The sequence below is a fragment of the Moorena bouillonii PNG genome, assembly GCF_001942495.1.
In the GTDB taxonomy this organism is placed as follows: Bacteria; Cyanobacteriota; Cyanobacteriia; order Cyanobacteriales; family Coleofasciculaceae; genus Moorena; species Moorena bouillonii.
On the sequence record NZ_MKZS01000001.1, the window covers coordinates 3,754,917 to 3,770,026 of the forward strand.

The window sequence follows — 15,110 nt, forward strand, 5'->3', positions numbered from 1 at the left end:
CAAATTTTCTCTTGATTATTTTCTCAACTGAAAGTAATATACCATATTTTCCTTTGGCTCTCTTGAAAAACTTAATTGCTTAAACTTATTTAATAAAGTGTTAAAATTTTGGTGTGGCTGAAGAATAATGATATATGGCGTTGCGACAGCAAACGGACAAAAAACGCTGGGTAGGCTTAAACCTGTTAACCTAAGCCAGAGGGTCACCCCCTTGCTGACGGACACAAGTGGTTGAAAAGTAAGTAGGGAAGGGGTTGGACAAAACAGAAAAATCTGGGTAAATGGGGTAGTCAAGAAAAATCCCAATTATGACCCAGAAAAAAATCTACTCACAAGTGTATAGCTACCTAAGCGCAGGTAGCTTCTTTGTTGATATCAGACATATAGTGACGTTGGCATGGATGGTGGCGGCTTTACTAGGGAGCCAAAAGGTGAATCAGGGGGAATGGGGTAGCTATGTCCAAAGTCGAGCTATCCAAGAAGACAGCAATCAAAAACGATGGCGTCGGTTTTTAGGGAATCATCGGGTCAAGATCAAAGAAATCTATGTACCGCTAGTTCTCAAGGCAATATCACAGTGGAAGCAGGGAAGATTATACAAAGCCATCGGATAGTACCCAGTTGTGGAATAAATACTGCTTTGTCTACTTATCGGTGATTTTGTGAGGTTGAGCATTACCACTGTTGTGGTTAGGGTTAGAACACAAAAGTGCCAGTGTCGCCTGGGAGAAATATGCCCCCTTACTAGAACAAGCGTATCAATATCTGGCAAATTTCCCAAACGTGATGTTGTTGGCGGATAGGGGATTTGCCAATCACGATAAGCGTGAAATGGTTACAATTAACCCATTGGCACGCTTTCGATCCGTCTACCGTCCGATACTCTGATTCACGGTGTCCAGCGTCGAGGCTTTGGATATAGCATTCGTGAGTTATATCCCCCCAAACGAGAAGCGGTTTTCTACAAAAATGTTGGTTTATGGGAAGATGCTCAACTTAAGGCTCATCTCGCTAATCTATCTATATTCTTCCCCATTTAGTCCCTGGCTAGGCACCCAGGGTACTCTAGGCCAGGTTAACTGAATTTTCCCTGTGTCTCATTCAAAATAGCTGAAAGCCTTGTACAGATAGATGGAGAGCCTCATAAATTTAAGCAGCTCAACTGTCAAATGAGCGAACGGTGAGTAGTGATTCGCGCAGTTGGGGAAATCGGTACTCCGAGCCTCAGTACACTAGACCCATAAATTCTGTTATGGTGCGAGGATTATAACTTTGTTTTGGTAACCAATAACCGTAGGTCTATGCCCGTACATTTAACTGACCACATTTCCCAAAGTCATCATGTCCCAGGAATTTTTATCTTAAACTCCAATTTCAGCATTGGTCAAAATATTGAAGAGTTAATTATAATTACACAATGTTCTTATGAGCAGGAATATCAAGACCAAATTATTCACCTGCCGATAACTTGAATTAATTAATTATTCTGAGCATAAGTCTCAACAATACATTGCTCATTGTTCGTCTTAGAATCTTCATCGATCAAGCCTGAGGGGGTAAGGAAATAAGCTAAAACGCAGACTATATAAGCGACCTAGCTTTTAGACCTCGTTGATTATAAAATCGTAGTCTTGATGCAGTTGCTCATGAGAGTCCCCCCATGAGCAACCTACCTCACTAGATCATCCCTACTCCCTATAACCCAGGATTAAAGTCCCTGATCTAATTGAGAGCTACTATATGAACTGGGATAATCTAAAATTCTAGTTCTCTCAAACCCAATTGGCAGTCGATTTAATCGACTTAATTCCTTATCAATGTGATTAATAAAGTACTTCATTTCTATAGGATTGCCATCGATATCTTGACCTGTGACCAAGTAGCTACTTACCTCATTCTGTAGAGATGCATAGTTCAGGTATAACTGTTTGTTATTGACAATACTATCCTCATACCGGAATAATCCAGGAAGATTTCCAAACAGAATAGCTGATGCTGAAACCACTACGAAGATATTAATCACATAAGGGTGAGTACTATTCCAACCTGATCGAATAATAAAGAGTAAACAAATTCCTGCTACAATTGCTGTACCATAAGTCATTAACTTAGACATATAGTAATTGTTGTAGAAGAATGTCATCATTTTAAAATGCCTTTGGTCTCGCGCTTGGATTTCTTGGATTTGGTCACCAATTCTTTCTTGTTCAAGGGGAGCAGCATCAGGGATGGTTTCAGTATACGCAACTGTTTCTGTTGGAGGTAACAACCACTTTTGAGTTTGATAGTTACCTAAGGAATACAGAAAGATGACTCCTACAGTAATCAGTAAAACCAATACAGACGTTATGGCGATATGTCCAATCAGTGGCTTCGACCAAAATTTTGGCTCAGTTAAGCCTATTTTGTTAGTTTCGTTATTTTCGGTTTTGACAACGGTTTCAATGGTTTCATGATTATGAGTTTTTGTCGAATTTCCTTTATCGATGTCGATAGCTGAAGATTTATTGAACTCTAACATTAGCTTGACCTCCAAGGGGCGGACATTCGTTTTTTTATGAGGATTCGGTTTTTGATTCGGATATGGATTTAGCACCATCAACTTTAAAAGGGTATTCAATAAGTATTAATTTGTCAATTTCAGGCAAAGGCATAATGGTAATTAGTAATTAGTAATTAACAATTAATAATTAACAATGGACAATTGAATCATAACTAATCACTAATCACTAACGTAGAGGAAGCCGACCTACCAAATTCTTCTGGGGCATAGTTGAGGTGTGCTTGGGCAGGGGGCCATAAATAGGTTCCTGGTGTCACTGACCGCACCAGATAATGTAAATTATAGACACCAGCTTCCAATCGATCGGCATAAGCCACAATGCGATCGCGATGAATTTTCTGATAATCGATTTGCCAGCTATCCTGTTGAGCTTGGAAGTAAGGGGTAGCAGTTTGGAAACTAGTATCAACTGCTTCCAACCCAGCTGGTAAGAGATCTTCGATCACCACATGATCCACTGGATGATCGCTAATCACCTCAACACCAATATCAAACACTTGTCCCGCTGGTACTGTTAATGGCTCTTTGAGAGCATACAGTCCAATCTTTCGCAACACCTTTTCTTGATTAGCCGGACGTATGGTCTTGTTTACTCGTAATCCATTAAACCGACCAGCTTGATTGCCTTGTAAGCGATAACGATAGCTGGTTAAGTAGTGTAGAGTCCCTGCACCAGATTTTTTGACAATTAGGTCATGGCGACCTCGGGGTAACTTATCCATAGTAACCTGAATCGATTGACTAGGTTTCTGATACCCCTGGAATTGGGCTGAGCCAAGTTTTTTCCCGGCTAGTTGTACCGTTGCTCCAAAGCTGGGGGGTGTAGGCTGTAATCGACTATAGTCTACTAAGGCACTCAAGGCTTGGGCATTATCGTAGCTAGTTTGCCAAGTGCCGTCTCGCCGTAACTCTAATAACCCTTGTAATAGTTTACTGCGAACCTCGGCTGAGCTGTTTTGGGCGATAAATAGGCGCAAGGCTTGAGCTTGTGCAGTAGTAGAAGAATCCAGCCAACGCCAGCTTTGGGGTAAGTTTATCCGAGCTGAACGCCCAGTTTGATAGATGCTTTCCTGAAACTGATTGACTAGAGTTTGGGCTTGGCTCCGCCACTGAGGAAACTGTAATAAGTAACGCGCTAATTTAATCTGAGTGACCCGGTCGAAGTTACTGCTCTGTTCATAAAGGTATCCTAGGAAGTCACTGCGGGTCTGACCGAGTTCTGCTAACCCCATCAGTGCTTCTAATCGCACCTTACTCTTACACACTACGCTCTTGCAATAATCATACTGACCAGGATTTGCCAATATTTTCTGCAAGTAGTTCTGGAGACGGCTCACCATCCCAGCATCTACTGATAATCCTGCTGCTTTCGCCCGAGCTAGAGCAGTAGCAGCATAGGGAGAGACGAAGGGGTCTGAGGATTTTTGTCCGGGCCATCTGGCAAAGCCACCATCTGGTCGCTGGAGTTTCTGTAACTGTTTGATAGCCTCAGTGCCTTGTTGGCTAGGGTTAAACTCAGCAAAGGTCTGACCATATTGTTTGCCGAGTATTTCCAAATTGGATGCGATCGCTAATTTACTTGCTACCGGTTCTAAGAAGGGTAAGTCTTCGTTATCCAAGACTTGCTTAGCCGGAGCAGTAATCTCAGGAATCAGAGTGCTAGCCAGGGAAATCTCTAACCCTCCGCTGTCAGGTACCACGTTACTAGCTATATTCACTGGGATTTTTACTTGAGTCCTGGTTACTCCCGATTCCACCACTTGCTCAGTAATGTCAACCGGTTTAACAGCTAAAGGTACTTCAAACCCATCCTGATTACCATTGAGCTTAGTCGTAAACTTGACTTTAGCTTTATCCAAGTTATTGGCTACCATCGGAAAACGATAACCACTGGTTCCGGTCTTGGCTGAGGTTTTTTGATTCAGCGTAGGCCCTTTACCATCATCAAACTGAACGGCACCGGTCAGTTGTCCATTAATCTGTAAATCTCCCGTTTGCCCAGTATTATTAATTAGCGATATACCAGCTTTAAAGCGATCGCCTGGACGAGCAAATTGAGGTAATACTGGATTAGCCATCAGCCGCTTGGTGGTGATAAAGGTAGCCTGGCCATTCCCAAAGTGTAGGTTTCCATCCGTTGCTACTGCCATCACCCGCCAAGTGGTTAAGTTATCTGGTAGTTTAAAGGTTACCCTTGCTTTACCATTGGCATCTGTTACCAGTGAACCATTGTAGTAGGCTAAGGGTTTGAATTCCGTGCGAATCCGAGTACTAGCTGCGCCAGAAGACTTTCCTCCACCATAGCCCCAGCCTTTTCGCGTCATTTGCGCCGCTAGCTTTTCTAGCACCACCTTAGGACGGTTATCACTGAAGCGAGTGGAAATATCTTGCTGAGCATACACGGTCTCTACTAAATCCGGTACTTGGTAGCCACTCAGTTGCAAGATGGCTTCATTGACAACCATCACCGTAAACTGTCCCTTTACCGGTTTACCCTTAGAATTTTGCAATGCTAATTCCACGGTTTGCTTAGCACCAGGTTCAATGGACTTAGACTGCAATGTCTCTGTTACCTTGAGATAGTTATCATCCAAGCTGGTATTAAAGGGAGCAAAACCAATCCGCACCAGATTTTCTACACTCCCCGGCTCAACTTGGGATAGGGGTTTGCCTTGGCGCACTACTACTGCTTCTACTGCTGCATTAGGTACCATCTCGGGAGTGACTTTGAACTTAATCTCTGGCGCACCCCCTTTAACTTTGACTACTTTGCGATAGAGAGTATTGTTGCGAACTACTGAAAAATACAATTCCCCTTCAGCATAGGGAGATTGAATCAAGGCTGTAGCTGTTTCCCCCGGCTTATAGCTATCCTTGTCTAGTTTGATATCCAGGCGAGAGTTATCATAGCGAGACCCCCAGTACACTGAGTTTCCACCGGTTGCCCAAATTTGTAAGTCTGTTGCTGCTAAGTCATTTTTAGCTTTAGCAAAATTAGCGCGAATTCGATAAGAACCGGATGAGGGGGGAGTGAGCTTGATGGATTTCGGACTACTACCAGAACGGACAGTTACCTCTTTAACGGTTTTGTATTCTACCTGATTCTTTTCTCGCTGACTCCCTGCCAAGACCTGGGTGACACTGCTGTATTTCATCTCTTGCAGTTCCAGGCGTACTGATTGTCCTTTGACCACTTTACCGGTGGGGTCAGTAACAATCACGTCTACAGGGAATGGTTTTCCGGCATCCGCCACCCAATCCCCTTTTAATCCAATTAGTTTATCGCTAGGTAATGCTGTAAATGTTTTAGAATCGGATACCGACAGATTCGAGACATCGGTAACTTGGGAATCTACCCGGTAAGTCATGGGATAGGGCAGGTCTTTCGTCACCGGAATAGTTAGACTACTTTCCCCAGACTCACTCAAGGTTTGATTAGTTTGGAGTACATCACTGGTAACTTGCGGTCTTTCTTGGGGCCAAAACCACTGCTGACCAAAGGAAAACTCTTCCCATCCTGCTGGAGTAAAGTAGACGGGGGTCCGAGTGACGTAATAAGCAACCTTTCCCCCGTCTACATTTGAACCAAACCAATAATTTCCTTGGACATTAGCGTCCACCTTCTCGCCCATGTTAGCAAATTTTTGAGCAAGGGTTAGGTCAACTTTAAAGTTAGGAGGATTAAACTCAGCTACTCGGAAACCACCTGAAATTTCTTTCCCATTGCTTCCCCTGGCCTGAACGGTATAGAAACCTAGGGGTTGATTCTCTTTCAGGGGTAATTCTAGGGAGAAAGTACCAAATTTATTGGTTTTTTTAGTGCCTAAGTCTGTCTTCTTACCATTGGGTTCTACCAGCGTGACCTGATAAGATGCATTTTTGTCTTGGGTGAGGTTATCTTTTTCTAGATAATAGGCGGCTGCGGTGAACCAAGCCTTTTCTCCTGGTTGGTAAAGCTGTCTGTCTGAGAAAATAGTGCCTCGGGATTTGGGTTTGCCATTGTCCCAGTCTGAATAAATCCCGTAGCCATAATATCCACTATATTCATTGGTTCGAGTAAATGCCCAGTCTTTGCCTTCTTTAGCAATTACCAGTAATTGCGGACCTTTAGTGAAGCGCGTTGCCCCATTCATACATTGCCGAAGAGCCTGGCTGTTTAGGGCGATGGTGCCAGTTCTGTCAGTTTTTGCGATCGCACAGGGTTTTGGTGAGCCTCGATAGGAAGCATTCAGCTCAGACTTATATATCTCTACCGTTGCTGCTGCTGGTGAGCCGTTGGACAGATGATTGACTTGCACCAAACCGGAATCAGGAAACCATTGCGCAAACACTCCCAAATTGGTCAGCTGCACCATGCCATAAAAGGTTGGTTCCCACCACTTTTCATTTCCATTCCCATCTTGATAGCGATAGGTTTTGGCTTGCACTCCATAGGCCAACATTCCCGTTGAACCTCCCAGTCGTTTCCTCAGGGAAACCGCGATATTAGTGGTTTTATTTTTCTTTCCCGCTACCCGGAAACGCTCCCATTGACTTGGGTTCGGTAATAAATCATTGCTCTTGCCACTGGGATAAGCGGAATCTTTATAGACCAAGTCAGTGGGTTGAACAATGCGATAAGCCGCTTTATACTCCGGTTGCGGTAAATTGACTGTAGAAATATTCAACTGTAGGGACTCGGAATTGCTTTTTAGGGTAGAGGGAAAGATATGCAAATCCGAGGGAGCCCAGATATTCCCTGCTAAATCCCCTGTTTCGTACTTAAAGGTTATTGGTTCACCCAAGGTTTGCCCAAATTGGTCAGTGAGATTAGCACCGAGAGTAACGGTATAGGTAGTCTCTGGTTCTAATGCCCAAGGATTAAGGTTAACAAATCGATTGCCATCATAAGCTTGCACCAATTTGGGAGCTTCCTTGGGAGCAGGCTCAACCGTAATATGCTCCATGGCGGAAGAGGCCAGCAAAGGATTATTAAATTCCAACTGAGCTGCCCCTTTCACAAACCGTCCATAAGCGCCTCCCGCCTCTGGCTGTCCATAAAAGGTGATTTCCTTATAGGTCAAGGGGTCAAAGGTTTTGACTTGACTAACGAAAGGGGTTTCAGTCGCAATATTGCCACGGGCCGGACGCACACCAGGGGCAAAGGCTAATTTGTAATCGGTAGCTTTAGTTAGGGGTTGCTTAGGGGTGATCGTATAAATCCATGGCCGCAAGGAGGGGTTAAATTCCTGAGCTGGTTGCCTATACTCTGAGGAAACATCCTCTTGTTCTTTAAGAGCGACATCTAGCTTGACACTCTGAGTCTGACCTTTCGGTGTCATGCTCAAATGCTCCTTTACTGAAGCCAGATCCAATTGAGTATTGGAGGTAAACTCTAACTTAGGCTCCAGAGCAATCGGTTCTGGTTCCGCTTCTGGATTCCTCTGAGTTGCTGGCAAATTGGTTAACTGGATCGGGGCAGTATTGAAGGTCCAGGCTAAGTCTTGTTCTAGACTATGATTGTTTAGGTCAGCTAATCCTGCTTTGATGGTAACTTGGACACGAGTGGCTAGAGGCAGAGCTTGGTCAGCTTGGAATCCTAGCATCCGTGGGGTTAAGAAACGAAATTGCCCAGGGATAGGGGGTATGATTTCAAATTTCTGTAATATTTCCCGCTGATTCGGACTTCCCAAGCGTTCAACGGGAATCAGGGGGTCTTTGAAGCGAATCCGAATCTGGGAAAGGGGCTCAGCCATGCCGATGGGACTAATTTGCTCAATCCACTCTGGGATTTGAGGCATCGGTAGGGGAGCAACTGCTGGTAAGGGTTGAAACCCTGACGTTAGTTTAGCGCTATCACAGCTTATTATTCCTAGGATCAGAGATAATCCCAGTAATAACCCTATGGCTGTTTTAATTACCCTACCCATGGCGTGCCTAGATTTTCCTTTTGGAGCTTCCATTTTTGATTAAAGCTCAGATTTTTTAATTTGGCAGGATTGCCCTAAGTTTCGTTAACTCCTGAGGGTAGGGCGGTTGTTGCAGTAACTTCCAGGACAAGTATTCCCTGGTAAATTTCGGCAGATACTAGCAAAAGCGATAAGTGTATCCATCTTTTCGGTGTATTGCCGATATATCTTGAGGCTTGCAACTTTTGTAGCCCTTGGTTCCTAACGGGGTAAATCCAAAGCTTCCTTTGCTTCTAGGGGTGACTTTGCCTATTCCTAGTTTTTGATGCTTGGCTATGTCCCCAGTGACCCAGCCTTTGATTGGTTTCAATGGGTTGTGTCTGATCGGGTAACCGTATTTGTTAAGTGCTGCTTTCTGTCTCCCTCCCTGTCCCTTGCAAGTAACCAACAGTGGCTGATAGGTTTTCAAGACCAAGGTCTCAATATCCCCAACACAAGCAGCATCAATCCAGTGTTGCTTAGGAAGACCTAGTTTAATCCGGTTATACTTGGTCTGCGCTCCTGTTCCAGTAACTACAAGCAAGATATTCTGGAGTACTTTAACTAACTTGTTACGAGTTGTATTTACCGCTGCTGCATCCAATAATGGTTGCTTGGCTTTAGTTTTGATTTTTTGGAGTAAACTTGGCTTATTTTTTAGGAATTCCTCTATGGGCTTGTTTCCTTTCCGTTGATTGCATTTTTCGCAAGCTAAGCAAAGATTACTGACTCGATTACTTCCGCCCAATGACTTTGGTTGAATGTGTTCGATTTGCAGTGGAACGGATTGTTTGCCGCAGTAAGTGCATTCCCTTCTCCATTTCTCTAGCAAGTACTCTCTAACTTCATAACCAGCTAGCTCTCCTTGCTGGTACTCAACACCACTGATTTCAGGTTTCTGCATTTTTTGAGTGTCAAACTTAACTCTTTCAACCCAAATTTCATTAATCGGGCAAAACTTTGTTAATCGCTTTACCCACGTTTCAATCGTCGAAACCCTGTGTTCTAAGCTGGGTGGAAGCCAACCCTCTGAACGTTTGCGATTAAGAAATCGTGGCTTTCTGTAACGGGTGTGACGATTACGTCGGCCACGTCTTACCGCCTTTCTAGACTCTAATTTTTTCTTTATAAACCCTCCTCTGTGTTCTAACTCCATTCCCCAAATGACTTGGTTGTTTTGAACTAAAGCAAATCCAGTTACCTTGCTGCCGGGATCTATCTTGATCTGACCTGGCGAGATAGTTGGATTGCTAATCGCCGTTTTCAAGATGATTGTAAATGGATACATTCTAAAAACGGCAGCTTTACCTTTATCTAATAGTCGGCGAGCTTTCCTTGGGTGAATGGGATTCAATGGTTGTTTATTTGCGTCAATGACAAATACGTAATTCTGCATGATTAGTGCGTCTCAATTCGGTAAAGTGTTCCGGACTTCGTCCCGCTACGCGAACGACAAAGTTGGAATGGCTTGTTGGGCTAATCACACATTTCGCCTTCACCTTAATGATTAGCGACAGAGCCAAGAGCTGGAGTTCACTCTTGGGTGTCATAACCAAACCAACGTAGAAAACTAAGTCTGCATCCTAGCTGGCAATTTCAAGGAATTACCGGGAATTGCCTAGGCTTTAACTAGGAGTCAGTCCATTGCCATTGAAAATGTTAACTACAGCTCCATAATTAGGTTTGAAGAAGCCTTTATTTAAGTTAACAAAAGCAGTGGGATGTAGGATTTCAGCCTGAGCACCAGGGCTGGAGAGGTTAGGATATGTTTGGGCTAGGGCTATATCGGGGTAACTAGTCAGTGATGCTACTATCGGAAGCATCAACATAACTGTCATCAAAAAAGATTGAAAGCTTCTCAGTAAATTTTTTTTCACTATTCTATGATTTATATGACTTTCAAGACTTTACGTTAATTTTTCAAATTTGTCAAATAAAATACACACTTCAAGATGTAGTATATTAATAACACGTAATCCGTAATAAAATTACCTATTTTTTTTATAAATAATCATTGTTTCCTTGTTTAATTTGTGGTATTTGTCTGATTTATCGGGATTTAACTAGAGGGGAAAAGTAAAGTTGCCAGCAACTATCCCCTCTTTTAGAGGTTTTTTATTGGTTAAGTCCCGATAGTCCCAAACTAATCAATTCCCAAACTAATCGATTTCCAAAAAACCATCAATCCCTTTCGCTATCCCTGACATCCGTTAAGCCATCCCTTGCCAACAACACCTTATTTCAAGTGTTGGGAGTAATCTTCAGAAGATTCAGGGTTCAACTCCCAGCGGAGGTGATCGCGAACCTCTAACTTGTCTCGAGTTTGCACAGCTTCACCATCAACTGAAGAAATTCCCATGGACTCCAGCAAGTCTTCAGTTACATTTTGGTCAGGAGTGGGCGTTTCTCCTCCAACTGCTTCTTCACCCACCACTGCAGCCTGATACCAATTATCATAAATATCGCCACCGGTGACATTGCCACCGGATAGTTTACTACTTCTCAACTTCTCCAAGGTGCGTCCCATCCCAGTGTCACGGTCAACCACACCCTCAAAAATCCGGTCAGGGTCTTCTATTCCAGTCAGGTCTGCTAAAAAGACTTCTTCTGTATTACGGTTGTCAGTATACCCTTCCTCTCGTTTCAGAATTTCATAAGAGTTGACTACATCGTTGTTCTTGTAATCTTTCATAATCGTTACTCCTGATTAGTGTCATTGCTTGATTCATAACTAGTCTCCTTCTACTTAAATTGTACTGCTAAAATAGCTATAATTCCAAAGCACTCTCCCTATGACCATCACTCCCTTTACCCCAGCATTATAAGGAATATAACGCGATGGGATCAGTTAGCAACACTATTAAACATTACTCAATAAATTGTAAAACTATCGCTGCTTACGCCTTACCTACAATCGTGGGAAGCTAGAAATTATGGCTCCTTCCCCTGAACATGAACTTTATAAAAAAGTGATGGGTCGCTTTGTTGAAACCCTAGCTGAAGAATTGAAAATTAGGATTTATCCTTTAGGTTAACCTACCTTTAGACTAATTACCAGTTATGTAAGTTATGCGATCGCTATTTTTTAATACACATAAATTATCCGTCGAATTACCAGTTATGTAGATTATGCGATCGCTCTTTTTTAAGACACATAACTGGTAATGTTTCAAGAACTAATTTCAGAGGGTTAAGCTGGAAAATTCTAAAAAATTGCTCCTCTTTGAATTAGCTTAAGCTTAGTAGATTCATCAAGTCCTACAATATATGTGAATCGGGCATTTTTCAATTCAGCACCACTGAGGTTGGCACCACTGAGGTCGGCACCATTAAGGTTAGCACCACTGAGGTTAGCACCACTGAGGTTAGTACCACTGAGGTTGGCACCAGACACCCTCATCGGATTCAGGAAGGCACCACTAAGGTTAACACCACTGAGATTGGAATCACTAAGGTTGGTAGCACTGAGCTCAGCACCCCTAAGGTTGGCACCAATCAGGTTGGCACCAATCAGGTTGGCACCAATCAAGTTTGCACCACTGAGGTTAGCACCAATCAAGTTTGCACCACTGAGGTTAGCACCGATCAAGTTTGCACCACTGAGGTTAGCACCACTAAGATTGGCAGCAATCAGGTTAGCACGAATCAAGTTAGCACCACTGAGGTCCGCATCACTCAGCTTAGGACGAATCAAGTCCGCACCACTCAAGTCGGCACCACTCAGGTCTGCACCACTCAAGTCGGCATCACATAGGTTAGCACCACTGAGCTTCGTATTACTGAGATCCGCATCACTGAGGTCTGCACCCCTCAAGTCTCGACCCACAGCTCCACTGCTGGCAATCTCTTGCACTAGACGCCATTTATGATCAAGGTTGCTATTTTCTTCATCATCTGACCTTTCGTTCAAAATTTGAATATCTTTAACAGGAAAACCGCTTAATTGTTTTAGGTCTTCTGATTTTATCCGAGCTTTAAGCTGTTCAATCGCCTCTTGAGAGCACTCTAGGATTAAGCTGCTGGTTTTAATATCAATAATGTTGATCGTGTATCCTGAAGATTGTTGTAAAATAGATTCAATCAGTTTTGAAGGTTAAACTGAATTTATATCTCCTTCTAATACAAGAACAGCTTTGATTGTTTCACTGTGTCTCTCGATTACAGTCTCTTTTTGGCTCAGGGATTCACTTTGCTCTACACCCTTCACCAGCTCTGAGCTACTGCCATCAGTTTTGTTTAGCTGTTCTGATGCTTGTTCTTCTGCTATTCCCGCAATTTCTTTCCAGTCTAGGGTCAATCCCTCGCATATCCGTTTAAATAAATCAAGCTGAATTGGCTCTAACCTAAAAAATTTTGTAACTGTATTGCGACTTATCCATTGTGACTTGGTAAAGTTACTTTTTAACTCAAATCCTAGCTTATCCAAAGCCTTTTTCGCTGTTTCTACACCTTTTGAAGAAGCGGCGATAGTTAGTTTTTTAGTTTTATTCCCCTGGCTAAACTCTGTCATAGTCTTGCTGATTTAGCATAACTATAGCATTTTCATTTGAGATGTAAATATAAGATTGATGGGAACAGGGAACAGGGAATAGGGAACAGGGAACAGGGAACAGGGAACAGTAGTCAAGATATCCGAGAAGTTTTTGGTGTTATAATAAATCAGCCTTGGTTTTCATGATCTATTTATAAATGGTATATACCATCAGAAGTATTAAACAGGAAATAGGCAATAGGGAATAGGCAATAGGGAATAGGCAATGTACCAATTTGGCATAGTAAAATCAGCCTATACCGTTAAACTACAATTATTACAAATATAGCGTTGATCATAGTTATGAGGTACAGTAAATTTTCTTAGGGAACAGGTAGCAGGGAACAGGGAACAGCCAATAGTAAAACAAGTCTGTGTACCTCATGAGTCCTATAAACGCTATAAATTAAATTATTATCACATAGTCTGCTCCAATCATTTTTTTTAACTATCTCTAACCCCTCCAAATAAAAACTTATAAAAACCCTTGACAATTAAATTTATAATCATTACAATAATTAATATAAAGCCACAATGATTTCAAGTTCTGACTTATGTCAAAATACTCTAACCAAAACTTCAAGAAACAACCTGTTGAGCACACTCTAAAAGGTCCTCGTCAAGCCGTAATCCATAGTATGCAAAGGTTTTATTCCCTTGGCTATGGGGAGATTGCCGACTGGAGCCCTCTGGAGCCTACTGAAACGCCAGGAGAAGTGAAGACAACCATGATGAAGTATTGGCTGTTGCCATAACACTTTAAATTTATGGGGGGGAAACCCCCCGAGCCTTGGCTCCGGTCTGGTCAAAATAGGATCACATCAGGTTCAGTTTGGGAACTAAGTGACATAAGTCATTTAAATAGCCGTGGATAATATTTCTACGGCTATTTTTTTTACAACTTACCCACTCAGCAATATTTAATGAGGACATGCTAAAACAGGGTTGGTATTCACCATAGTTATATCCAGCTTGTGCTGACAAGCATTATCTATGCCAAATCTGACCCTGGAAAGGAATCCCTGTGTCTTAGTTGTAGAAAACGATCAAATATTGGCGGAACGGCTGAGTCAGGACTTGAAAGAAGCAGGTTATCATACCGTCATTGCCCTTGATGCCGCCATTGCTTGCCATCAAGCTTGTGAACTCCAGCCAGCAATGGTGGTTGTGGATAGAGCCCTTTCAGGAGAATCAGGGCTGAGATTATGCGATCAGCTCAGACGTGAAGGCTCTCGCGTACCTGTAATCATGCTGATGGCTCATGACCGAGTAGAGGATCGAGTGGCTTGTATAGAAGCAGGGGCTGATGATTATTTCCTTAAACCCTATCGTACCGAGCCATTTGTAAAAATGGTGCGCCTTTATCTAGAGCCAAAAACAGGAGGCTCCGAGCAGCTTAGGTTTGGAGAACTAACGTTAGACCTAAGCCAGCGTAGAGCAATGCGCAATGGACGGGTCATTGATTTGACCATGAAAGAGTTTGAACTGCTCAAGTATTTGATCAGCCATCCGAGGGAAGTATTAACTCGCGAACAAATTTTGGAAAATGTTTGGGGTTATGACTTTATGGGAGAGTCCAATGTCATCGAAGTCTATATTCGCTATTTACGTCTCAAGATTGAAGATGAAGGTGAAAGGCGATTAATCCAGACGGTGCGTGGTGTTGGTTATGTGTTGCGGGAGGCTTAGGGTTGTGGGGTTGAAGGTTGTTCGCGTAGCGTGGCCAAAGGCCAAGGTTGAAGGTTGTTCGCGTAGCGTGGCCAAAGGCCAAGGTTGGAGGTTGTTCGCGTAGCGTGGCCAAAGGCCAAGGTTGAAGGTTGTTCGCGTAGCGTGGCCAAAGGCCAAGGTTGGAGGTTGTTCGCGTAGCGTGGCCAAAGGCCAAGGTTGAAGGTTGTTCGCGTAGCGTGGCCAAAGGCCAAGGTTGGAGGTTGGAGGTTGGAGGTTGGAGGTTGAAGGGTGGAGGTTGGAGCTTGAACGGTGTTGGGTGAAACTATACTAGTGGCTGAGTAACCAATCAATGCCATGGTTCGCACTTCCCACTCCCGACTCCCGACTCCCGTTCCCCTCCTGGGAGGGGTTAGGGGTGGGT

The 15,110-nt window shown here is 43.2% G+C and carries 12 protein-coding genes and 2 pseudogenes; 5 read left to right on the top strand and 9 right to left on the bottom strand.

The genetic code is table 11. The annotated features are described in order from the left end of the window. The first annotated feature begins 308 nt into the window (after positions 1-308). Positions 309-614 carry a hypothetical protein gene (locus tag BJP37_RS15360; RefSeq protein ID WP_198954056.1) on the top strand — a complete coding sequence of 102 codons (306 nt, stop codon included), beginning with the start codon at positions 309-311 and terminating at the stop codon, positions 612-614. Positions 615-1,301: 687 nt separating this feature from the next. Next, positions 1,302-1,472: a hypothetical protein gene (locus BJP37_RS41110; protein WP_198954057.1), complete on the top strand. Its 171-nt coding sequence runs from the start codon at positions 1,302-1,304 to the stop codon at positions 1,470-1,472. A 236-nt stretch (positions 1,473-1,708) separates the two neighbouring features. Here BJP37_RS41110 and BJP37_RS15370 read toward each other — a convergent pair whose 3' ends face one another. From BJP37_RS15370 to BJP37_RS15390, 5 genes are all read right to left on the bottom strand, one after another. After that, complete coding sequence (locus tag BJP37_RS15370) at positions 1,709-2,521, bottom strand: hypothetical protein (protein ID WP_143727633.1); 813 nt, start codon at positions 2,519-2,521, stop codon at positions 1,709-1,711. 194 nt (positions 2,522-2,715) lie between these two features. Further along, the gene (locus BJP37_RS15375) at positions 2,716-8,472 is read right to left on the bottom strand and encodes an alpha-2-macroglobulin family protein (RefSeq protein ID WP_075900027.1); all 5,757 of its coding nucleotides are present in this window, start codon (positions 8,470-8,472) and stop codon (positions 2,716-2,718) included. Positions 8,473-8,629: 157 nt separating this feature from the next. Continuing rightward, on the bottom strand, positions 8,630-9,886 hold the full coding sequence (iscB, locus tag BJP37_RS15380) for an RNA-guided endonuclease IscB (protein WP_075900029.1): 1,257 nt from the start codon (positions 9,884-9,886) through the stop codon (positions 8,630-8,632). A gap of 229 nt (positions 9,887-10,115) precedes the next feature. Next, positions 10,116-10,328 (bottom strand): hypothetical protein, encoded by a 213-nt coding sequence (locus BJP37_RS15385; protein WP_075900031.1) that lies wholly within the window; start codon positions 10,326-10,328, stop codon positions 10,116-10,118. A 398-nt stretch (positions 10,329-10,726) separates the two neighbouring features. Continuing rightward, a complete protein-coding gene (locus BJP37_RS15390) occupies positions 10,727-11,182 on the bottom strand; it encodes a DUF6335 family protein (RefSeq protein WP_075900033.1) in 456 nt (151 codons plus the stop codon). Between the two features lie 199 nt (positions 11,183-11,381). Between BJP37_RS15390 and BJP37_RS45040 the strand changes: the two are divergent. Further along, positions 11,382-11,522, top strand: a pseudogene (locus BJP37_RS45040) (Uma2 family endonuclease); the annotation flags it as partial. A gap of 173 nt (positions 11,523-11,695) precedes the next feature. On the opposite strand, the gene BJP37_RS42545 reads toward BJP37_RS45040, so the two are convergent. The 3 genes and pseudogenes from BJP37_RS42545 to BJP37_RS42550 all read right to left on the bottom strand — a co-directional run bounded on the left by BJP37_RS42545 (position 11,696) and on the right by BJP37_RS42550 (position 13,000). Further along, positions 11,696-12,400 carry a pentapeptide repeat-containing protein gene (locus BJP37_RS42545; protein WP_229415323.1) on the bottom strand — a complete coding sequence of 235 codons (705 nt, stop codon included), beginning with the start codon at positions 12,398-12,400 and terminating at the stop codon, positions 11,696-11,698. Between the two features lie 12 nt (positions 12,401-12,412). Further along, positions 12,413-12,574 (bottom strand): annotated as a pseudogene (locus BJP37_RS44320) (hypothetical protein); the annotation flags it as partial. Between the two features lie 9 nt (positions 12,575-12,583). Then, positions 12,584-13,000, bottom strand: coding sequence for a hypothetical protein (locus BJP37_RS42550; protein ID WP_229415324.1), 417 nt, complete (start codon positions 12,998-13,000; stop codon positions 12,584-12,586). A 575-nt stretch (positions 13,001-13,575) separates the two neighbouring features. Here BJP37_RS42550 and BJP37_RS15405 point away from each other — a divergent pair. Then, on the top strand, positions 13,576-13,776 hold the full coding sequence (locus tag BJP37_RS15405) for a hypothetical protein (RefSeq protein WP_075900035.1): 201 nt from the start codon (positions 13,576-13,578) through the stop codon (positions 13,774-13,776). 238 nt (positions 13,777-14,014) lie between these two features. After that, positions 14,015-14,710 carry a response regulator transcription factor NblR gene (gene nblR, locus BJP37_RS15410; RefSeq protein WP_075900037.1) on the top strand — a complete coding sequence of 232 codons (696 nt, stop codon included), beginning with the start codon at positions 14,015-14,017 and terminating at the stop codon, positions 14,708-14,710. Here nblR and BJP37_RS15415 read toward each other — a convergent pair. Beyond that, complete coding sequence (locus BJP37_RS15415) at positions 14,707-15,045, bottom strand: hypothetical protein (RefSeq protein WP_075900039.1); 339 nt, start codon at positions 15,043-15,045, stop codon at positions 14,707-14,709. The two genes, nblR and BJP37_RS15415, sit on opposite strands and share 4 nt — an antisense overlap. Positions 15,046-15,110: the final 65 nt, after the last annotated feature.

What these genes read in the sequence shown, in the direction of transcription:
- BJP37_RS15360 (WP_198954056.1), top strand. Translation starts at nt 309, where the DNA reads ATGACCCAGAAAAAAATCTACTCACAAGTGTATAGCTACCTAAGCGCA.
- BJP37_RS15370 (WP_143727633.1), bottom strand. Translation starts at nt 2,521, where the DNA reads ATGTTAGAGTTCAATAAATCTTCAGCTATCGACATCGATAAAGGAAAT.
- BJP37_RS15405 (WP_075900035.1), top strand. Translation starts at nt 13,576, where the DNA reads ATGTCAAAATACTCTAACCAAAACTTCAAGAAACAACCTGTTGAGCAC.
- iscB (WP_075900029.1), bottom strand. Translation starts at nt 9,886, where the DNA reads ATGCAGAATTACGTATTTGTCATTGACGCAAATAAACAACCATTGAAT.
- nblR (WP_075900037.1), top strand. Translation starts at nt 14,015, where the DNA reads ATGCCAAATCTGACCCTGGAAAGGAATCCCTGTGTCTTAGTTGTAGAA.
- BJP37_RS41110 (WP_198954057.1), top strand. Translation starts at nt 1,302, where the DNA reads ATGCCCGTACATTTAACTGACCACATTTCCCAAAGTCATCATGTCCCA.
- BJP37_RS15385 (WP_075900031.1), bottom strand. Translation starts at nt 10,328, where the DNA reads ATGACAGTTATGTTGATGCTTCCGATAGTAGCATCACTGACTAGTTAC.
- BJP37_RS15390 (WP_075900033.1), bottom strand. Translation starts at nt 11,182, where the DNA reads ATGAAAGATTACAAGAACAACGATGTAGTCAACTCTTATGAAATTCTG.
- BJP37_RS15375 (WP_075900027.1), bottom strand. Translation starts at nt 8,472, where the DNA reads ATGGGTAGGGTAATTAAAACAGCCATAGGGTTATTACTGGGATTATCT.
- BJP37_RS15415 (WP_075900039.1), bottom strand. Translation starts at nt 15,045, where the DNA reads ATGGCATTGATTGGTTACTCAGCCACTAGTATAGTTTCACCCAACACC.
- BJP37_RS42550 (WP_229415324.1), bottom strand. Translation starts at nt 13,000, where the DNA reads ATGACAGAGTTTAGCCAGGGGAATAAAACTAAAAAACTAACTATCGCC.